Below are 24,666 nucleotides of genomic sequence, written 5' to 3' on the forward strand. Positions count from 1 at the left end.
ATTCTCCTCATGGATTGCGGCCTATAACCATCTTTGTCAACAGAAATAGTGAGATAACTCCCCATGCGTTCCTTGCCCCCTGCGCCAACACCACGGAACGGCGCCTGCGCCATCCGTGATGTCAAAGCGCAGCGGACAGCGCAGCGGTATCGAACCGTAGACAAAATCGCAATTGTGGCGCTTTCGGTGACGTTGCTGTTGGGCGGCTGCACCTCAGGCAATGGTGAGAACCATGACACTTCGATGCCAGCCACCGTGTCGTCCTCAGCAGCCGGGATGGTGACTAGCGCTCCACTGGAAACAGCAACGTCCGCTGAAACCCTGCCGGTCTACTGGCTCGGGCACAGCAATGATGAGGTGTTCCTCTACAGGGAGTTCCGTTCCTCCACCAACGCCGATGAGCCCATTGTCGCGGCATTGCGCACCATGATGAGCGAGAAGCCCTTGGACCCCGACCACTTCACCCTATGGAACAGTCCTTCCCGGCTGGGTGCTTCAATTTCAGCCAAGAACGTCATCACAGTTGACGTCTCTGCCGACGCCTTTGGCCAAAAAGTGGATACCGGCCTGGCCCAACGCTCCATCGCCCAGCTGGTGTACACGGCCACTGCGGCTGCAGCGATGGCAGGACTGGTTGACACCACCACACCCATCCAGGTCTCTGTTTTGGTTGATGGACACACAGGCTACAACGCTTTCGGCGAAGTCTCGCTAGATAAGCCCCTCACCCGCAACCCTGACTTTGTGGCACCGATCTGGATCATCGATCCCGCCCAAGGCTCCACGTACAAGAAAGTCCCCCTCAAGGTGACTGGGCAAGGTGTCTCCCCCACCGGGACCCTGTCCTGGCAGCTGTCCCTAGTCAATGACGGCAAAGTGTCCAGAGACTACCTCAGCGGTACCGTCAACATTCCCGCGGGCCCCAATGAGCTGGGCGAATTCACCTTCAGCCTGGTTCCTCCGCCGGGTAGTTACGAGCTCTCGATTTTCATCAACGACCCCATGCTGCCGGGCCGAAAAATCGGCATCGACAGCAAACTGGTCACGATAGCTACCCCTTAGCCCACGCGCCCGAGGGACCCGCATCGAGCTAGCGAACCGTCAGCGGCGTGGTTGGGCCCACGCGCCCGAGGGACCCGCGGCGAGCTAGCGAACCGTCAGCGGCGTGGTTGGGCCCACGCGCCCGAGGGACCCGCGGCGAGCTGGCGAGCAGTGGGAGGGCGTGGGGACCAGCGGCGAGCTAGCGAGCAGTGGGAGGGCGTGGGGACCAGCGGCCAAGTTCCTGACTCAGAAGTACGACGGCGGCCGGTCCGGCAGTCGAGGAGCGCAGGACATGGTGGCCCAGAAGCGCAGTCCGTGCGCCGGCAGCCGTGAAGGCCGCAACTTCTGCGCTACTCATGCCACCTTCCGGGCCAACGATCATGAGAACAGTTTGGGGACCGGTTGCCGGGGCACCGGGTGCAGCGAGAGCATCCTGCCATTGGCGGGCAACGGCCGCCACAGAGTCCGTGGCGTCTTCGTGCAAAATCAAGGCGAGCCCGGAGGCTGCAATCGCCTCACAGACGCCCGCCGTTCCCACCAGAGAGCCGACGCTCGGGACGGTTGAACGCCGCGCCTGCTTGGCGGCGGCAGCTACTACCTGACGCCACTTCTCCGGGCCTTTGACGGCCTTGTCCATCTTCCAGCGCACGATAGAACGTTCGGCCTGCCACGGCAGCACGGCGTCAATACCGAGTTCCGTGGCCATTTCAATGGCCAACTCATCCCGGTCACCCTTGGCTAGTGCCTGAATCAAGGTGAAGGACAGCGTTGGGGCAGATTCACGCTCAATCCGTTCCACCTGCACCGTCAACAGCCCCTTTTCGGCGCTACTGACAGTGCAGGACAAACGCAGCCCGGCGCCGTCGCACATGTCAACCGACTCACCTGTGGCCAGGCGCTTCACGGTTGTGGCATGCCGGCCCTCAGCACCGCCCAAAGTGAAACTCGAGCCGGGGATGAGCCCGGCAAGCTCTGAAGGATCGGCGTAGAAGACTGGATTGCTCATGGGCGTTTAGAGGTTGCCCAGCTTATCCCGCAGCTTGGCGAACATGCCGCCGCTGGAGACCAGCTTGCCTTCGGTGAACGTTTCCCCACGCAGGGCAGCGAGCTGCTTCAGAAGTGCTTCCTGTTCGGCGTCGGGCTTGGTGGGCGTCTCAACATGGATGTGCACCTTCAAATCGCCTCGGCCAAAGCCGCGCAAGTGGGTCACGCCCAAGCTGCGTAGGTTGATGACTTCACCGGCTTGGGTGCCGGGCTTGATGCTGATGGGCTGTTCGCCGTCGAAGGTTTCGAAATTCAGCTCGGTGCCCAACGCCGCTGCGGTCATGGGGACGCTCAGTGTGGCGTGCAGGTCATCGCCTTCGCGCATGAAGTTGGGATCGTTGTTGACCTTCATCTCCACGTACAGATCGCCAGCGGGGCCGCCGGCAGGGCCGGCCTCGCCCTGGTTGGCCAGCTGGATCCGGGTGCCCGTACCCACGCCGGCCGGAACCTTGATGGTGAGCGTGCGGCGGTTGCGGACACGGCCTTCGCCCATGCATTCGTTGCACGGATCGATGATCATGGTGCCGAAGCCCTGGCAGGAGTTGCACGTAGCCAAGGTCATGACGTTGCCCAGGATGGAGCGCATGGGACGCTGGATCTGGCCAGCACCGTGGCAAACATCGCACGTGGTGGGTGAGGTGCCTTCACGGCAGCAACTGCCTTCACACGTGGGGCAGGTGACGGCCGTATCGATTTCCAGTTTCTTGTTGACTCCGAAAACTGCTTCGCGAAGTTCGACGCGGACTGTGATGAGCGCATCCTGACCGCGGCGCATGCGTGACGCGGGGCCGCGGCCCCCGCCTCCTCCACCGGAACCGCCGAAGAAGGTCTCGAAGATGTCCTGGAAAGCGAATCCGTCGCCACCATATCCGGCTCCTCCGCCACCGCCGCCAACATCGTTGCCGTTCTCGTTGCCTGTGGTGTCATAAATGCGTCGCTTCTGCGGGTCCGACAGTACTTCATAGGCGTGTGTGACAGCCTTGAACCGGTCCTGGGCATCAGGGGCGTCGTTGACATCTGGGTGGAACTTGCGGGCAAGCTTGCGGTAGGACTTCTTAATTTCCTCGGCGGTTGCGTCGCGGGCGACGCCCAATGCATCGTAATGGTTGCTCAAAGTGTTGCTCTCTTTTGTTGACTCGGTGGCCGCTTAGCTGGCCAAAATTCTCGACAAGTACTGGGCCACGGCGCGAACGCTGGCCATGGTGTTGGGGTAATCCATTCTGGTGGGGCCAACCACACCGAGCTTGGCATTTTCGCCAGGCACGTAACTGGTAGCCACCACAGAGGCCTCGGCCAAGGAATCGTGGGGGTTCTCGCGGCCGATCACGACTGCCATTCCCAACGAATCCTGGGCCATTGCCTCCAGTAGACGTAGCAGCACCACCTGCTCCTCCAGAGCATCCAGCACTGGGCCGATACTCAGCGGAAAGTCATTGTTGGACCGGGCTAAATTAGCCGTGCCCGCCATGACAATGCGGTCCTCGCGGGCGTTGTGTGCCAGCAGCGCGAGCCCTTGGGCCAGCCGAGTGGCAGCGCTTTGCTCCACTGCTGCAACATCGAGGGGAATCTTTGCCACAGCTGCGGGTAGCTGGGCCACTGTCAGCCCATTGAGCCCGGCCATGAAAATTTTCCGCAGTCCGGCAAGGACCTCGTCATCGACGGCGGCGCCCAGGTCAATGACGTTTTGCTCCACTTTGCCAGAGGCAAGGATCAGCACCACCAGAACCTGATGGGCTGCCAGTGAAACAAACTCAATGTGGCGAACAGTTGCCGCGGTGGTGCGCGGATACTGGACAACAGCTACCTGATTGGTCAGGTGCGCCAGCGTCCGGACTGTGCGTTCCAAAACATCATCAAGATCGGTAGGCCCATCCAGCAATACCGAAATGGCTCGCCGTTCAGCAGCAGACAACGGTTTGACGGAGGCGATCTGATCCACGAAGAGCCGGTATCCGGCATCCGTGGGGATACGGCCCGAGCTGGTGTGCGGGGCGGTGATTAGCCCCTCTTCTTCCAACGCGGCCATGTCATTGCGGATGGTAGCGCTGGAAACGCCCAGGTGGTGCCGTTCGACCAAAGCTTTGGAGCCCACAGGTTCACGTGAATGCACATAATCTTCAACAATGGCCCGTAGGACTTCCAATTTCCGTGGCTCACTCATGCCTGGCACCTCCTTTCAGCCTTTTCACCGCACAAATTTTCTTCGTAGGGCATGCCTGGCGGCACTTGATAACTAACTTTTAGCACTCTACCCAACCAAGTGCTAAGTCTAATACCTTTTCAGGCCGCCTCCCCCTGACTGATCCACAGGCCGGCCGGGCACGCCACGGCCCGCAACTGCCGCTGCCACGGGGGTAGACACAGCACGCGATAGCATGGCTTTTCACCCAGTAGCGTTCGCCATGAGCGTTTCTTTGAGCGTCAAGAGTCAGGTTCCTCTATGCATTTCAATGACGTATCCCACCATCAGTGGGGTCCACAGGATCTCAGCACCCCTCCGGAACGGGTGCTGCGAAAAATCGAAGCCCGCCCAGGCCTCGTGGTGGAGGATGTCCAGACAGGCTGGGTAGGTGCTGTGGCGCGTCTGGAGAAGTCCGGTGGCATGCACATTGTGGAACTCGCCGACAGACGAGAGAAGATCCGTGCCTTCCCGCTCGGATTCGGCTTCCTACTGGAAGGCGAACCCATTGAACTCATCGCCCCCATGGCTGCCGCAGCCAAGCAGGTATTGCGCACCGCTTCTGGTTCCGTCAAGGTCACCGGAGACAGGGCCAAGGTTGCTAAGGCCAGCCGAATCTGGGTGGAGGGCAAGCACGACGCCGAGCTCGTCGAGAAGGTCTGGGGAGACGATTTACGGGTGGAGGGAATCGTGGTGGAGCCCCTGCGAGGAATTGACGATCTTGCCGCGGCCGTGGCCGATTTCAGCCCCGGTCCTAACCGCCGCTTGGGCATTCTGGTGGACCATTTGGTGCCCGGCTCCAAAGAAACTCGCATTGTGGCGAATCTCATGAAAAACGCTGGCGTGCGGGCGAATGTGTTAGTGGTGGGTCACCCCTATGTTGATGTTTGGCAAGCCATCAAACCTGCCACTTTAGGGATACCGGCATGGCCGGTTATCCCGCGAACAGTGGAATGGAAGGTGGGAATCTTGAGAGCCTTTGGCTGGCCGCACACCACTGCAGAGGACATTGGATTGGGCTGGCAGAGGTTGCTTTCACGCGTGAGTTCCTACTCCGACTTGGAGCCTTCATTACTAGGCCGTGTCGAGGAAGTCATTGATTTCCTGACAGCACCCGTATCCTAGACTAAGGGCCATGATCTTTCACGCCCGTAGCTTCGCATGTTGAAAGGCCTGTAACTGTGAGCCACCCGGCCAACCAGAAAAATCAAAACAACCAGGGCAACGTTGTTCCCGTGGTACCCCTCACCCCCTCAGAAGACAAGCAGTGGGCTTTCATGTCCCATTGCGGTGGCATTTTGGGTTGCGTTCCGTCGCTGTTGATTTACAAGTTCATGGCGCCCCGCGGCCGTTTTACGGCACAGGAATCCAAAGAAGCCCTGAACTTCACGCTGATCCCCACCTTGGTGGCGGTCCTCTTGAACATCGTGGCTTTTATCCTGCAGATGATCAAGCCTGGATCCGGCACACCCTTTTCCCTGTTGGCACTGCTGATCTGGGCTCTCCTGACCGTATTCGCCATCATTGGCGCTGTGCGGGTCAACAACGGCCAGCCTTACCGTTACCCGATGAATCCGCGGCTGATCAAATAACGCAGACGTTTTTGGTTTTTTAACGCCGAAGGGGCCAGTTCATGACGAACTGGCCCCTTCGTATTTTCCTCTGCGTTTCCACAAGGAATCGTTCAACTAGTCCAAGAGGGCCCGTGTTACGGCGTCGCCCAGCAGCCGGCCCTTGAGCGTGAGCACCAAGGTACCAGCAAAGGCCTTGACAGGGTCCACGAGTTCCCCGGCGATGAGCCCCGCAATAGCTTTGCGTGCGGCTGGAGACAGCGTCTCAATGACCAGCCCTTCTTTCAGCCGTGAGACCAGCATGATGCGTTCAAGCTCGCGGGTATCGGCGTCGAGAGTTTCACGCCCGGCCGCCGGCGATTCACCGTTATCCAGACGGTTAGCGTAGGCCGTGGGGTGCTTAACGTTCCACCAGCGCACACCACCCATATGTGAGTGTGAGCCTGGCCCAATCCCCCACCAGTCGTCCCCACGCCAATAGGCCAGGTTGTGCTGACAGGCGTCCTGCGGTGTGCGGGACCAGTTACTGACCTCATACCAAGACAAGCCGGCCTCTTGAAAGAGCCGATCGGCAAGTTCGTATTTGGCGGCATGGTCGTCGTCGTCAATGTTAGGGACCTGGCCGCGGCGGATCTGAGCGGCTAGCTTGGTCCCCTCCTCCACAATTAGAGAGTAGGCAGAGATATGGTCCGGCTCATAGCTCAGCGCTGTGCGCACCGAGGTTTCCCAGTCCGCGAAGCTCTCCCCCGGCGTGCCGTAGATCAAGTCGACACTGACCCGCAGGCCAACCTCGCGCGCCCACGCAACCGCCTGCGGAACCTTCTCCGGGTTGTGGGTACGATCCAAGACCTTGAGGACGTGCGGCACAGCCGACTGCATGCCGAAGGACACGCGAGTGAATCCGCCGTCGAACAACTCCTGCAGGGACTCCCGAGTGACTGAATCCGGGTTGGCCTCGGTGGTCACCTCGGCGCCGTCCTCAATCCCCCACTGCTCGATGGCGGCACCCAAAATGCGGGTGAGGTCGCTGGCAGGCAGGAGCGTTGGGGTGCCGCCACCAAAGAAGACTGTGCTCAGCTTTCTGGCGGGCAGGCCCGACGCCACCATGGCCTTGGCGGCAAATTCCACCTCACGAACGGCAGTGCCAGCGTAGGCATCCTGGGACGCTCCACCCCCGAGCTCGGTGGCCGTGTAGGTGTTGAAATCGCAGTAGCCGCAGCGTACAGCACAAAAAGGAATGTGCGCGTACAAGCTGAATTTACGGACGGAAGCACCGACGGCAGCCTGCGCGGGCAGGACGCCGTCGGCCGGAGCCGGGTCCCCGAGGGGCAGCGCAGATGGTGTCACTTCTTTGCTTTGTCCTTGGGCGATTCGCTGGTGGTCAAGGCGGCGATGAAGGCTTCCTGCGGGACTTCTACACGACCCACCATCTTCATGCGTTTCTTACCTTCCTTCTGCTTTTCGAGCAGCTTGCGCTTACGCGAAATATCGCCACCGTAGCACTTGGCCAAAACGTCCTTACGGATGGCACGGATGCTCTCACGGGCAATGATGCGTGCACCAATAGCCGCCTGAATGGGCACCTCAAACTGCTGACGCGGGATCAGTTCACGCAGTTTGCCGGTCATCATGACACCGTAGGCGTAAGCCTTCTCGCGGTGGGTGATGGCGGAGAATGCGTCCACTTGCTCGCCCTGGAGCAGGATGTCGACCTTGACCAGATCGGCGACCTGATCGCCGTCGGCCTTCCAATCCAGCGAACCGTAGCCCCGGGTCTTGGACTTCAAAATGTCAAAGAAGTCAAAGACAATCTCAGCCAGTGGCAGACGGTAGCGGATCTCGACGCGATCCTCGGAAAGGTAGTCCATGCCGCCAAGGATTCCTCGGCGGGTCTGGCACAGCTCCATAATGGCGCCAACAAACTCGGTGGGGGCCAGAATGGTCGCCGCAACCATGGGCTCACGTACCTCGGCAATCTTGCCCGAGGGGTATTCACTGGGGTTGGTAACGTGCACGACCTTTTTGTCTTCCAACGTGACCTCGTACTCCACGTTGGGAGCTGTGGAGATCAAGTCCAGGTTGTGTTCGCGTTCCAGACGTTCACGGGTGATTTCTAGGTGCAGCAGACCCAAGAAGCCAACTCGGAAGCCGAAGCCCAAGGCTGCGGAGGTCTCGGGTTCATAAATGAGCGCAGCGTCGTTGAGCATGAGCTTCTCGAGCGCATCACGGAGCACCGGGTAATCGGTGCCGTCCATCGGGTACAGGCCGGAGAAGACCATTGGCTTGGCGTCGTGGTAGCCGGCCAATGCCTCGGTGGCGGGCTTGTGGAAGGTGGTGACGGTATCGCCCACCTTAGACAGGCGAACGTCCTTCACACCCGTGATCAGGTAACCCACCTCGCCAACGCCCAGGCCTGTGGAGGGCTTGGGCTCCGGGGAGCTGACACCAATTTCCAGCAGCTCGTGGGTAGCACGGGTGGACATCATCTGAATTTTTTCACGCGGGCTCAGGCTGCCGTCAATGACGCGGACGTAAGTGACCACGCCGCGGTACGTGTCATAGACGGAGTCAAAGATCATGGCGCGGGCCGGGGCGTTAGGGTCACCCTTGGGAGCTGGCAGATCACGGACAATCTGATCCAACAACTCTTCAACGCCGGCACCGGTCTTACCGGAAACCATCAGCACATCTTCGGGCTTGCCGCCGATGAGGTTAGCGAGCTCAGCAGCATACTTCTCAGGCTGCGCGGCCGGGAGATCAATCTTGTTCAACACCGGGATGATGGTCAAGTTGTTTTCCATGGCGAGATACAAGTTCGCCAGGGTCTGCGCTTCAATGCCCTGAGCGGCGTCAACCAGCAGGATGGCACCTTCACAAGCGGCCAGAGAACGGGAAACTTCATACGTGAAGTCAACGTGGCCCGGGGTGTCGATCATGTTTAGGCAGTATGCCGTGCCATCAACTTCCCACGGGATACGAACAGCCTGGGACTTGATGGTGATGCCGCGTTCACGCTCAATGTCCATGCGGTCAAGGTACTGTGCCTTCATGTCACGCTGCTGAACCACTCCGGTGAGCTGGAGCATCCTATCGGCCAGGGTGGACTTGCCGTGGTCGATGTGGGCGATGATGCAGAAGTTCCTGATGATCGCCGGATCGGTCTGGGCGGGCACCGGGGCAGTGCGGGCCATGGGTGACACTAGGGTTCCTTACTGTTGCATGAACGCAGGGATTGCAGCTGTAGCGCCGAACCGTGCAGGGTTGTGACCGCGCCTTGCACGGGCGGACACTCATTGCCATCAAGTCTCCCACGTTTACCGCGCCATAAGAGAACGCACCACCTAGAAGCGTCCTCCTATTCGTTACCCTAGAAACCATGGCATCGACTTCCGAGCACATTTTCAAGTTCCTCCGGTCCCTGGCGGGCGCACTCTTCAGCCCTGGGAAAACCTCCCAGCCACGGAATAACGCACCCAAAAGCCGGCCCGGCAACAAACCCTCAGCCTCCTCCAACGGTAGGGCAACGTCCCGCCCTGGCGCCCGTCCGAGCCCGCCCACCAGCGGGCTCAGCGCACCCTACCCGGGAGACTTCCGCGGCGCGGCGACTGTGAGCTATTCCCCCAAGCCCGACGGCGCGGCGGACCCCGGCGAGATTGTGTGGACTTGGGTGCCGTATGAGGAAGACCACAGCCAGGGCAAGGACCGCCCCGTCCTCATTGTGGGTAAATCAGGAAAATATCTGCTGGCGCTGATGATGACCAGCAAGAACCATAGCGATGATCGGCGAGGCGACAACGACTACGTCGACATTGGAACGGGCTCCTGGGACAAGCAGGGACGCGATAGTGAAGTGAAGTTGGATCGCGTCCTGCAGGTCTCCGCCGCGGATATGCGCCGTGAAGGAGCCGTCCTCGATAAGAAGCGCTTCGGCGCCGTGGCCACCGGCCTACAACGGCGACACGGCTGGAAGTAGTCAGGACCAGGACAGCGCCGCTGATCTGATAAACTTTTGACTGTGTGTATCCGTGCAGGTCGGCGGATGCAACAGCTTGGCCCGACGTTCACCATAATTCGAGCATCCCCACGCCGCTGTCGACGGCCAAGCTACGCCCTCTACGACCGAATTTACGTATCAAAAGAGAGTTATACATCGTGGCTAATATCAAGTCTCAGAAGAAGCGCATCCTGACCAACGAGAAGTCGCGTCAGCGCAACCTCGCCGTTCGTTCAGGCGTCAAGACTGCTGTCCGTGCAGTAAACGTGGCAGTAATCGCAGGCGACAAGGATGCAGCAGCAGCCGCACTGGTGAATGCCGGCCGCAAGCTGGACAAGGCTGTCAGCAAGGGCGTTTTGCACGCCAACAACGCTGCCAACCGCAAGTCAGGTCTCGCTGCGAAGGTTAACGCCCTCTAAGCTGAGCTGACCCGCTTCGCAACTCAAATGAAGGACCCTCGCCATCAAGGCGAGGGTCCTTCATTGTTTTAACAGTTCAGCTTTAACAGTTCAGCTTTAATGATTCAGCACCGTGCCCACCCAGTTCTGGGCACCACGAATCTTCTCCCACCGGCGAGTGGTTAGCGGGTTAGCGCCTGGCTGCCGTCGCAATCACAATCACGGCGCGTTCCACCGCGTACACCGGATCCTTCGCCTCACCCTTAACTTGCGCGTCGGCTTCGGCCAGCACCTTAATGGCAGTCACCAGCGCCGGTCCACTCCAGTGCCCGGCATCGCGGCGTGCCGAATCAACCTGCCAAGGGCTCATCCCGAGCTGTCCTGCGAGCTGGGCGGAACTGCCACGGAGCGAAAATACCTTGGCCACCTGGCGAACCTTCATGGCCAGCGCTCCCACTAGAGGCACAGGGTCAACACCTGTGGCCAGGGCATGTCTGAGAGTAGACAGTGCTACGGGGGCGTTGCCCGCGAGGGCAGCATCCGCCACGCGGAAGGCGGTGGCTTCCACGCGACCACCGTAGTACTTGTCGACGTCGTCGGTGCTGACCAGGCCAGTGGTGTCAGCGATCAGCTGCGAACAGGCTGCCGCCAATTCCGAGAGGCTAGCGCCAACGGCTGCGACCAGGGCCCGAACGGCCTGGGCATCGATTCTGCGCTTGTTCAGTGAGAACTCTGCGCTGACAAATTGCGACTTCTCCGCATCCTTCTTCAACGGCAAGCACTCAATGCGAGGAGCACCGAGCGCCTTCAACGCGTCCAGGAGCTTCTTCCCGCGGGTACCGCCGCTATGCACCAACAGCAATGTGACATCCGGGGCAGGGTCCTTGATGTAGGCCAGCACATCCTGCAGGAAATCGTCATTCATGGTGGCCAAAGCCTTGGCTTCAATGAGCTTAGGTTCGCTGAAGAGGGACGGGCTCGCCACCATCCCCAACTGCCCTGCCGTGTACTGAGCAGCATCGATAGACGTCAGTTCAATAGCCGGGTCCTGCGCCCGCAACTTCCGGCGAACATCGTCGGTGGCGCGGCTGGCGATGAAGTCCTCAGGGCCAAAGAGCAGCACCACGGGAGCCAAAGGAACATCCCGCCAATCGGAGCCTCCGGAAGGCCGCTGGGAAGTTCTGGGTGCGGGGCTCACTGGCGGCTTCCTGTCCATGCATTATTCACAGCATCTACTGTGCCACTGACAGCTGTGATTCCCAAGCTGTGCGGCGGTGCCGACCTCACCTGCCGCTGCACGGCAGGATCCGCCTCAGACTGTTTGAGCGTCGCGGTTGCCCGCCGGCACCTGCGCGGTCTCTTCATAGTTGTAGCACCGCCGCACCTCATAGTTGTAGCACCGCCGCGCTCCACCATGCAGTTGTTCCGGCCGCCAGAACCACAGTGATCATGAACCAGTGATCTCGCCAACCGGCAGGTAACAAGGAACGCACTTTTAGCGCCAGCGCCATGGCGCGTTCCCGCTCCATCATGACAAATAGAACGGCGAGCAATGCGGCATTCAACAGCGACATCAGCACCACCCCCTGCACCCCTGAAGGCCAGGGCAGGCTCGCAGCTGGCAGTGCCGACATGGTGCGAGCCACCGCCGCCACCCACCAGGCGCCTGCCCCACTGACTGCCGCACACACCGCAGCCAGCGGCGGGATCACAGCGGCCACCACCATACCGAGTGTGCCCACAGTGGTCACGACAGCCACGACTGGGGCCGCCAACATATTGGCCGGAATGGTGAAGGGCGTCAGCCTGGCTTGCAGCAGCACAATGACAGGGGCACAGAACAGCTGGGCAGCGAGGGGAATGGCAACAGCCTGTGCGAGCCACAGTGGCAGCATGACAGCCAGCCACTGTACGCAACGCTTGCCCACCAAGTGCAGCCCCAACGTGGCTAGAACCGAGAGAATGAAGGCGTAATCCGAGGCGAGCCAGGGATCACCGAGCAACAGCACCACGATGGAAAGTGCCAGGAGAGCCCCCACTCGCTTGGGGCGGCCACCCAACACGGCCATGGCGCCGATGGCCCCCATGACGGCAGCTCGTAAGACGCTTGGGTCCGGGCCCACCACCATAACGAACCCCAGCAGCCCCGCACCTGAGGCGGCAAAAGCAATGGCACGCGGCACACGCACTGACCGCAGCCCCAGCATGAGCGATGCCAAAACCAGCGTACAGTTCGCGCCACTGACGGCAGTTAGATGTGTGAGACCAACAGTTTTCATGGCGGCATCAAGACTGCTGTCCATGCCCGCACGGTCACCCATAACCATCCCGGGCAGGAGCCCGGCAGTGTCGGCTGAGCCTTTGTCCCACATTGCATGGACCGCGGTGATCCAGGATGTGCGAATGGCCGTGACCGCAGCCTGTGAACCTCCCTCGGCGGCTTTCACTGCCTGCGGAACAGTGGACGGCCGTAGAAATCCGGCGACTGAATCGCGAGCATCGGCTGGGACGATGATGCCTGCGGTGACAGCCTTGTCGCCTGCTTGCAGGTCCCCCCACGCCATGGACGCCACAACCCGGACGGGTAGTCTGCCGGCCATGAGCTGCCCCTTGGCGCTGGCCGCGAGCACCACCGCGTCGAAGGCCACCCGCTGTGGGCCGTTGTCCATGCCCAGCGGCCGGGGTGTGTTCTTCAGACTCAAGGTGAGCACCATGTCCTCGCCCCGCGCCATGGCCTGCTCAAGAGCCGACTCTGCAGTGCTCCACGAGCGCAGGGCCACCGAGCCCAGCACCGCCACAATGCAGACCATGGTGAGCACTAGCGTGGGAGCGGCTGCCTGCAGCAGAGCGGGCGCACTGCCACAATGGCTTATTCTGCCTCTGCCGGGGCCGTTTCGGCGTATCCTGCCATCAGGAGATTGACGGCCAGCTCGCAGGCCAAAGCTGCGCCGTATCCTGACCGCCGAGAATACTGCCAACAGGACCGCAACGAGCAACAACGCACAGCCAACCAGCATCTCCCCCGACAAGACCACAGCTACGGCTGCTGCTGCCCAGGTTCCAACCACTGCTGGCAGGAGCCGGGCGTCAGGCCTGCGATGCACAGCGACTTCTGCTTGGCCGGCTTGCGCCTCGGCAATCCGTCGCCGCAAATCCGCAAGGTGTAGACGCAAGCGCAGGTGAAGTGGTTTGGGCACCGCGGGCTCTACCTCACCCACGGCTGCTCTGGCGAAACGGGTCCAACGCGGTTCCCGGACTCTCATGACACTGTTACCAAATCACGGAGACCAGCCATCATTTTCGTCCCAATTCCGGACACTGCATCGAGAGCGTCCACCGTAGCAAAGGGCCCGTGATCGGTGCGCCAGCTAACGATCCGTTCGGCCAATACCGGGCCAACCCCCGGAAGCGTGTCCAGCTCTGCCGCCGATGCCGTATTGAGATTGAGCAGCCCGCTAGCACCAGGATGAGAATTCGCCGCTGATCCTGGTGAGGATTCCGGAGCCAGCACGGCACCAGGACGTGGCAGCATCTTTGCGGCCTCTTCCTTGGTGGGCACAAACACCTGCAGACCGTCGGCCAAAGGGGCAGCCAAATTCAAGGCGGCCAATTCCGCCGCCGGCATTGCTCCCCCAGCCGCGTTCACAGCGTCAAAGACCCGGCTGCCCGGTCCCACCATGTACACCCCTGGATTCTTGACCGCTCCCGCCACGTGCACCACAAGCACTCCCTGAGTTACTGTGGCCTGAGTTGCTGTGGCGCTGGATGGCAAAGCCCCACTGGCTGGCGGAGTGGGCGCTCCTGGTGAGGACATCGCGGGCGGATCGGGGCTAGCCTGGCCAGACGGTTGGGCTCCAGCCGTGGCGTCCAGTGGCGGAACTGCCACCTTGCCGACAGTTTCGATGGCAAGTTGTGCCGACGCATTCTGTACTCCCGCGGATTCGATCCACAAGACACCCAATGCGGCAGCCACCATGGCTAGGACCACCACCAAGGACCGCACCGGAACAACCCATCGGGGCCCCAGCCAGCTAGCTGGGCCACGGCGTGGGCCTGCACTGCTGCCAGAGCTTTCAGCAACACCTGAGCCGCCTTCGACCCTTTCGGCGCTATCAGCATCACCGCCCCCGCGGGCGCTTTGACCGACGGATTCCCACCGCTGATTTGCTGCATTGCGCTCGTTCATGGCCCAACCGTAGGCCTCACAACATGCATATGCACGGCCGAAATAGCCCTCTGTGGCGAGTTAGAGCTCCGGGTCCGGCTGTGGAGGAACGACCGCATCTGAAACCACTACAACCAGCACGCCTAGGCCCGCGTGAGCAGCCAGGACGGCAGGCAGCCGGGTCAAGGTGGCATCTTCTAGTCCCGGCGCGCCGGCTTCCAAGGACCGTCCTAGGGCACGGGCCTGATCCGCGTTGCCGAAGTGGTGCAGGCTGATCCGGGTCCCGGCCGCGCCCCGAGCCGTAATGTCGGCCAAGGCCAAGGACTCAAGCCGGGCAATGGCCTTGGCTGCCGTGCGCACCTTTTCGAGCGGGACGATGGCACCATCCTTGATCCCGAGGATGGGTTTGATATCCAGGACTGTCCCGAACCAGGACGAGGCAAGGCTGATGCGCCCACCCCGGCGCAATTGCTCAAGGCTTGGCACGTAGAAGTAGACGGCTGTGGCCGCAAAGGCCGTGGTGGCTGCTGCAATCACGGCTGAGGCCTCGTCTCCACGCAGCGAGGATTCCACTGCAGCCTGGACTCCCCTGCCCTGACCCATGCCCACCGTTGCTGAGTCCAGCACATGCACGGGTATCGGGGACCGGTCTGCCGCCAGCTGGGCCGCTTCAAGTGTTCCCGAGAGTTTCTTTGACAGGTGCAGGGACACGATCTGCGTAAATCCTGCATCGGCCGCAGCCTTGTAGGCGCGTTCAAACTGACCAGGTGACGGTCTCGAGGTTTTGATGGGCTTGCCGGACGCCAGCGCCAGCGATATGTGTACTTCCAGTTCCGCATCATCATCTGCATACACGTTCTCGCCGATGATGACAGGGATGGGCACCACCGTGAGCACCCCGGAGCCGGCAATTTCACTAACCCATCCCGGCGGGAGCGCTGCCGCCGAATCGGTCACGATGGCGACGCTGGGAGCAGGCGGACCGGCCAACTCAGGAGCAAGCTCGGCACTTATGGGGTTGCCGGGTTTGGGGCGGAGCCGAGCAACCCGCTGCTTTAGCCAGGTTAGAGCAGGCGGAGTTTCATTCACCACAGTCGCCCCCTTCACTAAAGCCAACTTACAGAAGTCACCATTTACTCGCCAACAACACAAAAGTGCCCTGCCCCTTTGAGGGCGAGGGCACTTTTACGCTGTGGTGCTAAGCGCAGTGACTCTTCGCTAATTAGGCAGGAACAATATTGACCAGCTTAGGCGCACGCACGATCACAGTGCGGATGCCACGGCCATCAAGTGCTTTTTGAACGGCGGCAGAGCCCAGAGCCAGTTCGCGCAACTCGTCTTCAGTAATGTCCGGGGAAACCTCGAGGCGGTCCTTGACCTTGCCCTGAATCTGGACCACAGCGGTGATGCTCTGCTCGACCAGAAGCGATTCATCCACAGCCGGGAAGCCCGCGTTGGCAACCGAGGCCGGGTGACCTAAGGTGTCCCACATGTCTTCTGCCGTGTAGGGCGCAAAGAGGCTCAGGATGATGGCTACGGCTTCGGCGGCTTCACGGACGGCAGGGTCCTTGGCGCCGGAACCGGAGTCGATGACCTTGCGTGTGGCGTTGACGAGCTCCATGAGCTTGGCGACAACCACGTTGAACTTGTGACCCTCCAGCAAGGACTTGGCCTCGTGGACGGTGCGGTGCGTCAACGAACGCAGTGTGGCATCACCGGTGGCCGGATCGGTCCCCGGTTCGCTATCCACATCACGGCCCAAGCGCCATGCGCGAGCCAGGAACTTGGCCGAGCCCGACGGCGAAACATCCGCCCAATCGACGTCGTCCTCGGGAGGACCGGCAAAGATCATGGTGAGGCGAATGGCGTCTACACCGTACTTATCCAGCTGCTGCCCCAAGTCAACACCGTTGCCCAAGGACTTGCTCATGGCCTTGCCGCCGTTGAGCACCTGACCCTGGTTCAGCAGTGCGCCGAACGGTTCGGTGGCTTCCAGCAGACCCAGATCGTGGATGACCTTGGTGAAGAAGCGGGCGTAGAGCAGGTGCAAAATAGCGTGCTCAACGCCACCCACGTACTGGCCTACTGGCATCCAGTCATTGACCTTGGCCGGATCAAACGGGCCATCGGTGAAGTCCGGCGAGGTGAAGCGCAGGAAGTACCAGGATGAGTCCACGAACGTGTCCATGGTGTCGGTGTCGCGTTTTGCGGGCTTGCCACAGGCGGGGCAGTCAACGTTGACCCATTCGGCCACGGCAGCCAAAGGTGAGGTACCCTTCGGCGCCAGGGCCTCGCCACGCAGATTATCCGGCAGGCGGACGGGCAGCTGATCGTCGGGAACCGGGACCTCGCCACACTCGCCACAGTGAATGATGGGGATGGGCGTGCCCCAGAAGCGCTGGCGGGACAGCAGCCAGTCACGCAGGCGGAAGTTGACGAACTTCTCGCCCGTGCCCAACTTCTCCAGAACCTCAATGGCGGCCGGGATTCCCTCAGACTTGGACAGGCCGTTCAACTCGCCGGAGTTGATGAGCGTGCCTTCGCCTGTGGAAGCGATGCCGGTCTCGGCGGGATCTTCCATGCCGGTGTCCAGCACTGCGCGGATGGGCAAGTCGAAGGCCTTGGCGAAGTCGAGGTCGCGCTGATCGTGAGCAGGCACGGCCATAATGGCGCCGGTGCCGTAATCGGCCAGCACATAATCCGCGGCCCACACGGGCAGCTTCTCTCCGGTCAACGGGTTGATGGCGTAACGGCCCGTGAAGACACCGGACTTGGGGCGGTCGGTGGCTTGGCGTTCAATGTCGCTCAGCGCCTTGACCTGCTCGCGGTAATCGCTCAGCGCCTCAGCGTGCTCGGCGGTCACCAGATCCAGTGCCAGGGGTGCGTCGGCGGCGACAACGAAGAACGTTGCTCCGTACAGGGTGTCCGGACGGGTGGTGAAGACTGTCAGTTCCTGCGCAGGCTTCTCTTCTCCAGCTGCTTCAATCACGAACGTGACGTGGGCGCCTTCGGAGCGGCCGATCCAGTTCTTCTGCATGGCCAGCACGCGGTCCGGCCAGTGTCCTTTGAGGGCGTCCATGTCATCGAGCAGGCGGTCGGCGTAGTCAGTAATCTTGAAGTACCACTGATTCAGGGACTTCTTGGTGACAATGGTGCCGCAGCGTTCGCAGGCGCCGTTGACAACCTGTTCATTGGCGAGCACTGTCTGGTCCGTGGGGCACCAGTTAACGGGCGAGTTCTTGCGGTACGCCAGGCCCTTCTCATGGAAGCGCTTGAACAACCACTGCGTCCACCGGTAGTACTCGGGGTCTGAGGTCTGCAAACGGCGTGACCAGTCCACAGATATGGCGTAGCGCTTGAACGACTCCGCCTGCGTGTCAATGTTGGCGTACGTCCACTCGCTGGGGTGCGCATTGCGCTTGATGGCAGCATTCTCCGCGGGCAAGCCGAAGGAGTCCCAGCCGATCGGGTGCAGCACGTCGTAGCCCAGCTGGCGCCAGTAGCGCGAGACAACGTCTCCCATGGCAAACGCCTCGGCGTGGCCCATGTGCAAGTCGCCCGAGGGGTACGGGAACATGTCCAACACGTAGCGGCGTTCTTTCGAGCCGTCATCGAGGGGGGTGAAGACCTTGAGCTCGTCCCAGATGGCCGGCCATTTGGCTTCCATCGAGGCGAAACTGTAGACGCCCTCTTCGCTGTTCTCTTCAGTCTGAGACTGCACGCTCACGTACCCTGCCTTTTCAATCATTGTTGGCTTCTTGATCCTTCTGACCGTTTACACACAAAAGCCCCTCGACATGGCAAGGGGCGCACCGCAATACAAATTGCGGCTAAATAAGAAGGAGAAATGTATGCACCCCTTTACTTTACCGCACTTACAAAACTAAATACCAAGGCTGAAACGTGGTGTTCGACGACGGACTGCTCCCCTATGCGCCGAACCCGCCGTGGGTTTGGTGCATGTTGTCCACTGGCGCCGAACTCATGGCCAGTTGTGCGCAAAACAGAAGTTAAAAGCACGACGGCGGGACACCACAGTTACATGGCGCCCCGCCGTCGAACATTTCAGGCAGGCTGACTCAGCGCTGCTTAGAGCACGTCCTCGTCAACCCAGTCCATGGACTTGGTGACTGCCTTCTTCCAAAGGCGCATCTGGCGATCGCGCTCAGCGGGCTCCATCTGCGGTTCCCAACGCTTGTCCTCGGACCAGTTGTTGGACAACTCGCCCAGGTCCTTCCAGAAGCCCACGGCCAGGCCGGCCGCATAAGCAGCACCCAAAGCCGTGGTTTCTGTCACCTTTGGACGGATGACCGGAACGCCGAGGATATCGGCCTGGAACTGCATGAGGGCCTCGTTGGCGACCATGCCGCCGTCGACCTTGAGCTCCGTCAGATCAACACCGGAATCGGCGTTGACGGCGTCAAGGACCTCGCGGGTCTGGAAGGCTGTTGCCTCCAGGGCCGCGCGGGCAATGTGACCCTTGTTGACAAAACGGGTCAGCCCGACGATGGCGCCGCGAGCATCCGAGCGCCAGTACGGGGCAAACAGACCCGAGAAGGCCGGCACGATGTAGACGCCACCGTTGTTCTCCACGGTGGCGGCCAAGGTCTCAGCTTCGGGAGCCGAGCTGATCATGCCGATGTTGTCGCGCAGCCACTGGATCAAGGATCCGGTCACGGCAATGGAGCCTTCCAGGGCGTAATGCGGTGCGGCATCGCCAAGCTTGTAGCCCAGCGTGGTGAGCAGACCGTTCTTGGAGTGAACGATTTCCTCGCCCGTGTTGAAGATCAGGAAGCAGCCTGTGCCATAAGTGTTCTTGGCTTCGCCCTGGTTGAATGCGGCCTGACCGAACGTTGCGGCCTGCTGGTCACCCAAGATGCCGGCAACAGGAACTTCACGCAGCAGCTGGCTGCTGTGAACGTGGCCGTAAACCTCGGAGGAGGACTTGATCTCCGGCATCATGGACTTCGGCACGCCGAAGACCGCGAGGATTTCTTCATCCCACTGGAGCGTTTCCAGATCCATGAACAAGGTACGGGAGGCGTTGGTGACGTCGGTGATGTGAACGCCGCCGTCGGTGCCACCTGTGAGGTTCCAGGTGACCCAGCTGTCCGTGTTGCCAAACAGCAGGTCTCCGGCTTCAGCCTTGGCGCGGGCACCCTCAACGTTGTCCAGGATCCACTTGATCTTGGTTCCCGAGAAGTACGTGGCCAGCGGCAGACCGACCTTGGCCTTGAAGCGTTCTACGCCACCGTCAGCGGCGAGTTCGTCCACAATGTCCTGCGTGCGGGTATCCTGCCACACGATGGCGTTGTAGACGGGAACACCGGTGTTCTTGTCCCAGACCACGGCTGTTTCACGCTGGTTGGTGATGCCAACGCCCACAATGTCGTGGCGTGTCAGGTTGGCCTGGGCCAGCGCGGTGCCGATGACCTCGCGGGTGTTGTTCCAGATTTCGGCTGCGTTGTGTTCCACCCAGCCGGCCTTCGGGAAAATCTGCTCATGTTCCAGCTGTCCCGTGGAGACAATGTTGCCGTCGTGGTCAAACACTATGGCGCGGCTACTGGTGGTTCCCTGGTCAATGGCAATTACATACTGAGACATCATTGTTTCCTTTTCTTTGGCACTTTCTTTGGCACTTCAGAAGCGAGCAGAGTTAGGCGACGGCAGCAATCAGATCAGGCATCCATTGGCTCATCAGACCAGCCAGGGCACCACCAAGAAGGGGACCCACAACCGGAACCCAGGCGTAGCTCCAGTCGCTGGAACCCTTGCCCTTGATGGGCAACAAAGCATGCGCAATACGCGGGCCAAGGTCACGGGCCGGGTTGATGGCGTAACCGGTGGGCCCACCAAGTGAGGCACCAATACCTACTACGAGCAGTGCTACTGGCAGCGGGCCAAGTTCGGCCGGACCATTGGCAAAGTGCAAGATCACGAAGACCAGAACAAAGGTGCCGATGATTTCAGTGACAACATTCCAGCCATAGCTGCGAATGGCCGGGCCAGTGGAGAATACGCCCAGTTTGGTAGCCGCATCGGGTTCGCCATCGAAGTGCTGCTTGTAAGCCAACCAGCACACTACGGCACCGATAATGGCGCCAACCATTTCCGCACCAAAGTAGGTCATGGTTGACGCGAAGGTGACAGCAACATTAGGCGCATATTCATCAGCGCCACTGGAAAGAAGACCAACGGTCACTGCGGGGTTCAGGTGTGCACCCGATTTAGCGGCTACGAAGACACCGGCAAAGACTGCCAAGCCCCAGCCCCAGTTGACCAGCAGGAACCCGCCGGAATTTCCTTTAGTTCCCTTGAGTGCGACGTTGGCAACAACACCACAACCCAACAGGGTGAGCAGCATTGTTCCCATCACCTCGGACAGGAACACTATTCCAAGAGACATCTTTGACTCCAATTGGTTAGTTTTTACGAGAAAGGGCCAGCCATTTTGACTGGCCCTCTTGAGCCCCCTTCGCCCCCCTAGGGCTTAGGCAATCAAGCTTTGTACCTGGACGCCATGGAAGCGTGCCAGAATATCTACGCTGTGGCGGATCTCTTGCTCCACCTTCGCCTCATTCCATCCCAGCAACCCTGCCAGCACGGCAGCGGTCTCAGCCAGCAGCTCACTGGTGACCAGGCCTCGGAAGGCAAGGGAGGTGCGGCGGATCATGACGTCGATGAGATGACCGATTTGTTCGTTCTCCACCATGAAGGCAACCTCGCGGTCGCTGAGTTCATTGGTTGAATCGAACACCGTATCTTTCCCTTCGGAAAGGTAGGCCATGACAGTCTCGGCGCGCGTTCCGTAGCGAGTCAGCAGGACCCCAGCCCGGGCGGCGTCGACCGTACCGCTGGTGTGTGAGGAAATCCAGGCTTCGATGCCGGCATTGGTAGCGGGGAAGTTCACACCGCCACCAATGGGCAACTTGGCCGTGGACGTCTTGCGGGGTGTGCCCAAGATGGCCAGCACATCGTTCGTCATGTGCTCGGACAAGGCGCGGAATGTGGTCCACTTGCCGCCAACAAGGCTCAGCACAGGAACGGAGGCACCGGCAATGGTGCGGTCGGCGCGCTCAATCCGGTAGTCGCGGGAGACGAATCCCGGAGCCGTTGCGTCGTGGCGCGGCAACGGGCGGACACCAGCGAAGCTGTAAACAATCTCGTCACGGGTGACCAAGATGTTGGGGAAGACGTGGCCAACGAGGTCGAAGAAGTAGTCAATTTCATCCTCGGTGCAGACGGCATCCTGTGTCATGTCAGCGTTGACGTCGGTGGTGCCGACCAGCACCCTGTCACCCATGGGGTAAATCAGGACGATTCGCCCGTCGGTGTGCTCGAAGAAGATTTCGCGGCCGTTGCACGCTGCCAGCAGACCGGGGTGATCCAAGACGATATGTGAGCCCTTAGTGCCGCCCATGAACTGGGTGGCTGCCCCCATGACGCTATTGGTCATATCCACCCAGGCGCCTGTCGTGTTGACAATGACGTCGGCCTTGAACGTGAACGTCTCACCCGTGAGCTGGTCGGTGAGTTCAACGCCGTCGTCCGTGACAGCAGTGGCGGCCAGATAGTTGGTGGCACGAGCCTTGGCATCGGCGGCGGTGACGGACTGTGCGGCACCAGCCAAGCCGGCCTTCTCGCCGTCCTGGAGGACATCCAGGGTTAGACGCTCCGGGTTGTGCACGGAAGCATCGTAATAGGTGGCAGCGTATTTGAGGTTCGAGGGCAGCTGGGGCAACTCGGCAAGTGCCTTCTTGCGGCCCTTGAAATCGTGGCGCGGAACAGTACCGCCGTCGCGGGAGAAGGCATCGTAAAGCGTCAGGCCGATCTTGATCAAGAAGGCGCCACGCTCCTGCGGCTTGCCCTGCTTGTGTGTGAGGAACCGCATGGGGGCGCTGAGGATGCCGGAGAAAGTGCTGAAGATGGGGATGGTGGTCTGCAGCGGCTTGACGTAATGGGGGGCGATCTTCAGCAGCCCGTTGCGCTCAACGACCGATTCCTTGACGAGGCGGAACTCGCCATTTTCAAGGTAGCGGATGCCACCGTGGATCATGTGGGAGGACGCCCCGGAGGCGCCTTGGCAGTAGTCGCCGCGCTCTACGAGCGCCACGTCCACGCCTTGAAGAGCCAAGTCACGGAACGTTCCAACACCGTTGATGCCACCACCAATGATCAAAACACTGGCGCGCGGGCGCTCCTTCAGGGCCTCAACTTTAGCTCGCACAACCGTTGGGTTTTGGTCCGCTGAATTGTTCTTGCCTGCGTTGCCTAGGAGTCCCACGACGACCTCTTTCGAGTCCAGATTAATTGCGCTCTACGCGCTTCTTCCCTTTATTGTTGGAGCAAGTGGAAATTTTAGTCAACATGTTTGCACGAACGTGCAGAAAGGGTCAATGAACCGTGAGTTCCAAGCGAACAAAACAGCAAGATGCCCTCCGAGCTGCACAAATGTACTACTTGCAGGATCAGACCATGGATGCCATCGCTAGGGAGCTCCGGACCTCCCGCTCCACGGTGTCCAGACTGCTCTCAACGGCCCGTGACAGCGGCTTGGTCCAGATCCAAATCAAGACACCATCGGATCGCGCACCGGAATTAGAACGCGCCATCCGCAAGCGCTACCAAGTAGAGGTCCATGTTGTTCCGGTCTCCGACATGCTCAGTGAAGTTGAAGTCCTCGACAGGGTCAGCATGCAGGCCGCGCGCACCATTGGCCCACTGGTGGACTCCAATGCCGTGATCGGCGTGGCCTGGGGCTCCACTGTCAGCACCGTCAGCCGCCACCTGACCCGCAAGACCACCCACGGCAGCACCATTGTCCAACTCAACGGGGCGGGCAACACCCAAACCTCCGGCATCACCTACGCCTCAGAGATCATTCGCCGCTTCGGAACGGCGTACGGCGCCAAGGTGGAACAGTTCCCCGTACCCGCGTTCTTCGACCACGCCGAGACCAAGAACCTTATGTGGCAGGAACGCAGTGTCCGGCGCATCCTTGACCTGCAGGAACGGATGACCATCGCCATTTTCGGCGTCGGCTCCATGGATGCCGAAATCCCCAGCCACGTCTACAGCGGCGGCTACCTCGATTCCACCGACCTCGATGCCCTAGAAGCCAGTGGAGTGGCGGGAGATGTGGCCACTGTCTTCTTCCGCTCGGACGGAAGTGACGACGGTATTGTGCTCAACTCTCGCTCCAGCGGTCCGGATCTGAAAAGCCTGCGCAAGATCCGGCGTCGTATCTGTGTCGTCTCTGGCCCCAAGAAAATTACCGGACTGCGCGGCGCACTCGCCGCGGGCTTGGTCACGGACCTGATTCTGGATGAAACCACGGCGCGGGAACTGGTGGAATTGTCCAGCCCCTCCAGCGACCCGATTTTTGGCTTCCTCAATGGCTTGGACGGGCTCTGACCACAGACTGGGTAAAGTTGTGGATATGCAACGCTCCCCCAAATACACGCTCAACAACGGTGTCGACATTGATGTGCTCGGCTACGGAGTCTACAAAGTTCCCTCCGCGGACTGCGCAGACCTGGTCTCCACCGCTCTGGACACCGGCTACCGGACCGTGGACACCGCCGCCCTGTATGGCAATGAGGAAGGGGTGGGCACCGCGATCCGCAACGCCGTCGCCGCTGGCACGCCGCGCACCGACTTGTTCGTCACCTCAAAGGTCTGGAACACCGAGCACGGCTACGATTCCACGTTGGCCGCCTTTGATGCCAGCATGGAGCGCTTGGGGCTGGACTTTGTGGACATGTTCCTCATTCACTGGCCGTGCCCCGAGAAGAACTTGTTCATCCCCACCTACAAGGCGCTGGAAACCCTCTATCACGAGGGCCGGGTGCGTGCCATCGGTGTCAGCAACTTCGAGCCGGAGCATCTGGATCAGCTTCTGGATGCCACCGACGTGGTGCCTGCCGTGAACCAAATTGAGCTCCATCCGTGGCTGGCCCAGCACCAGTTGCGTGCACTTCACGCCGAGCTCGGCATCGCCACTCAGGCGTGGAGTCCGTTGGCCCGTGGCGCACTATTGACCGATCCCGTGCTCCTCGCGCTGGCGGCGGAGACCGGAAAATCCGTGGCTCAGCTGGTGCTGCGCTGGCATGTCCAGTCCGGTCATTTGGTGATCCCCAAGGCCAGCTCGGCCGCCCGAATCGCTGAAAACCTGAACGTTTTCGACTTTTCTCTTTCCGATGCGCAGTTCACTGCCATCGATGGCTTGGACCAGGACCGCCGTTCTGGCTCAAATCCGAATGTTGTGAACTGAC

At 60.7% G+C, this 24,666-nt stretch carries 20 protein-coding genes; 7 read left to right on the forward strand and 13 right to left on the reverse strand.

The features are described from left to right. Positions 1-63: 63 nt before the first annotated feature. Positions 64-1,062: a GerMN domain-containing protein gene (locus CXQ93_RS11915; protein ID WP_104110617.1), complete on the forward strand. Its 999-nt coding sequence runs from the start codon at positions 64-66 to the stop codon at positions 1,060-1,062. 178 nt (positions 1,063-1,240) lie between these two features. On the opposite strand, the gene CXQ93_RS11920 is transcribed toward CXQ93_RS11915, so the two are convergent. Genes CXQ93_RS11920 through hrcA form a run of 3 tightly spaced genes read right to left on the reverse strand, consistent with a single transcriptional unit; the run spans position 1,241 to position 4,246 of the window. Beyond that, on the reverse strand, positions 1,241-2,047 hold the full coding sequence (locus CXQ93_RS11920) for a 16S rRNA (uracil(1498)-N(3))-methyltransferase (RefSeq protein WP_104110618.1): 807 nt from the start codon (positions 2,045-2,047) through the stop codon (positions 1,241-1,243). A 6-nt stretch (positions 2,048-2,053) separates the two neighbouring features. After that, positions 2,054-3,199 (reverse strand): molecular chaperone DnaJ, encoded by a 1,146-nt coding sequence (dnaJ, locus tag CXQ93_RS11925; protein ID WP_104110619.1) that lies wholly within the window; start codon positions 3,197-3,199, stop codon positions 2,054-2,056. Positions 3,200-3,232: 33 nt separating this feature from the next. Next, positions 3,233-4,246, reverse strand: coding sequence for a heat-inducible transcriptional repressor HrcA (gene hrcA, locus CXQ93_RS11930; RefSeq protein ID WP_104110620.1), 1,014 nt, complete (start codon positions 4,244-4,246; stop codon positions 3,233-3,235). Positions 4,247-4,525: 279 nt separating this feature from the next. On the opposite strand from hrcA, the gene CXQ93_RS11935 reads away from it, so the two are divergent. Beyond that, positions 4,526-5,389 (forward strand): DUF3097 domain-containing protein, encoded by an 864-nt coding sequence (locus CXQ93_RS11935; protein WP_104110621.1) that lies wholly within the window; start codon positions 4,526-4,528, stop codon positions 5,387-5,389. A 56-nt stretch (positions 5,390-5,445) separates the two neighbouring features. After that, entirely contained in the window at positions 5,446-5,856 is a 411-nt protein-coding gene (locus tag CXQ93_RS11940; protein WP_104110622.1) for a DUF4870 domain-containing protein, read from the forward strand. A 96-nt stretch (positions 5,857-5,952) separates the two neighbouring features. Here CXQ93_RS11940 and hemW read toward each other — a convergent pair whose 3' ends face one another. Both hemW and lepA read right to left on the reverse strand, forming a co-directional pair. Next, positions 5,953-7,182 (reverse strand): radical SAM family heme chaperone HemW, encoded by a 1,230-nt coding sequence (hemW, locus tag CXQ93_RS11945; RefSeq protein ID WP_104110623.1) that lies wholly within the window; start codon positions 7,180-7,182, stop codon positions 5,953-5,955. Further along, positions 7,179-9,035, reverse strand: a complete 1,857-nt coding sequence (gene lepA, locus CXQ93_RS11950) for a translation elongation factor 4 (RefSeq protein ID WP_181036138.1) — start codon at positions 9,033-9,035, stop codon at positions 7,179-7,181. Before lepA ends, hemW begins: the two co-directional genes overlap by 4 nt. A 176-nt stretch (positions 9,036-9,211) precedes the next feature. On the opposite strand from lepA, the gene CXQ93_RS11955 reads away from it, so the two are divergent. Both CXQ93_RS11955 and rpsT read left to right on the forward strand, forming a co-directional pair. Next, on the forward strand, positions 9,212-9,808 hold the full coding sequence (locus CXQ93_RS11955; RefSeq protein WP_104110625.1) for a type II toxin-antitoxin system PemK/MazF family toxin: 597 nt from the start codon (positions 9,212-9,214) through the stop codon (positions 9,806-9,808). Positions 9,809-9,987: 179 nt separating this feature from the next. Next, positions 9,988-10,248, forward strand: a complete 261-nt coding sequence (rpsT, locus tag CXQ93_RS11960) for a 30S ribosomal protein S20 (RefSeq protein WP_104110626.1) — start codon at positions 9,988-9,990, stop codon at positions 10,246-10,248. Positions 10,249-10,417: 169 nt separating this feature from the next. On the opposite strand, the gene holA is transcribed toward rpsT, so the two are convergent. The 8 genes from holA to CXQ93_RS12000 form a co-directional block, all read right to left on the reverse strand. Next, the gene (gene holA / locus CXQ93_RS11965) at positions 10,418-11,425 is read right to left on the reverse strand and encodes a DNA polymerase III subunit delta (RefSeq protein ID WP_104110627.1); all 1,008 of its coding nucleotides are present in this window, start codon (positions 11,423-11,425) and stop codon (positions 10,418-10,420) included. 187 nt (positions 11,426-11,612) lie between these two features. After that, positions 11,613-13,490: a ComEC/Rec2 family competence protein gene (locus CXQ93_RS11970; protein WP_104110628.1), complete on the reverse strand. Its 1,878-nt coding sequence runs from the start codon at positions 13,488-13,490 to the stop codon at positions 11,613-11,615. Continuing rightward, positions 13,487-14,413: a ComEA family DNA-binding protein gene (locus tag CXQ93_RS11975; RefSeq protein ID WP_104110629.1), complete on the reverse strand. Its 927-nt coding sequence runs from the start codon at positions 14,411-14,413 to the stop codon at positions 13,487-13,489. Before CXQ93_RS11975 ends, CXQ93_RS11970 begins: the two co-directional genes overlap by 4 nt. A 60-nt stretch (positions 14,414-14,473) precedes the next feature. After that, on the reverse strand, positions 14,474-15,484 hold the full coding sequence (locus tag CXQ93_RS11980) for a DegV family protein (RefSeq protein ID WP_258068939.1): 1,011 nt from the start codon (positions 15,482-15,484) through the stop codon (positions 14,474-14,476). A gap of 130 nt (positions 15,485-15,614) precedes the next feature. Continuing rightward, a complete protein-coding gene (gene leuS / locus CXQ93_RS11985; RefSeq protein WP_374953404.1) occupies positions 15,615-18,119 on the reverse strand; it encodes a leucine--tRNA ligase in 2,505 nt (834 codons plus the stop codon). A gap of 362 nt (positions 18,120-18,481) precedes the next feature. Then, complete coding sequence (glpK, locus tag CXQ93_RS11990; RefSeq protein ID WP_104110631.1) at positions 18,482-19,996, reverse strand: glycerol kinase GlpK; 1,515 nt, start codon at positions 19,994-19,996, stop codon at positions 18,482-18,484. Between the two features lie 52 nt (positions 19,997-20,048). Beyond that, complete coding sequence (locus tag CXQ93_RS11995) at positions 20,049-20,798, reverse strand: MIP/aquaporin family protein (RefSeq protein ID WP_104110632.1); 750 nt, start codon at positions 20,796-20,798, stop codon at positions 20,049-20,051. Between the two features lie 84 nt (positions 20,799-20,882). After that, positions 20,883-22,676 (reverse strand): glycerol-3-phosphate dehydrogenase/oxidase, encoded by a 1,794-nt coding sequence (locus CXQ93_RS12000; protein ID WP_104110633.1) that lies wholly within the window; start codon positions 22,674-22,676, stop codon positions 20,883-20,885. 167 nt (positions 22,677-22,843) lie between these two features. Between CXQ93_RS12000 and CXQ93_RS12005 the strand changes: the two genes are divergently transcribed. Then, positions 22,844-23,806: a sugar-binding transcriptional regulator gene (locus tag CXQ93_RS12005; protein ID WP_104110690.1), complete on the forward strand. Its 963-nt coding sequence runs from the start codon at positions 22,844-22,846 to the stop codon at positions 23,804-23,806. A gap of 25 nt (positions 23,807-23,831) precedes the next feature. Further along, positions 23,832-24,665 carry an aldo/keto reductase gene (locus tag CXQ93_RS12010; protein ID WP_104110634.1) on the forward strand — a complete coding sequence of 278 codons (834 nt, stop codon included), beginning with the start codon at positions 23,832-23,834 and terminating at the stop codon, positions 24,663-24,665. Position 24,666 lies beyond the last annotated feature (1 nt).

Source organism: Arthrobacter sp. N199823 (genome assembly GCF_002929705.1).
GTDB lineage: Bacteria > Actinomycetota > Actinomycetes > Actinomycetales > Micrococcaceae > Specibacter.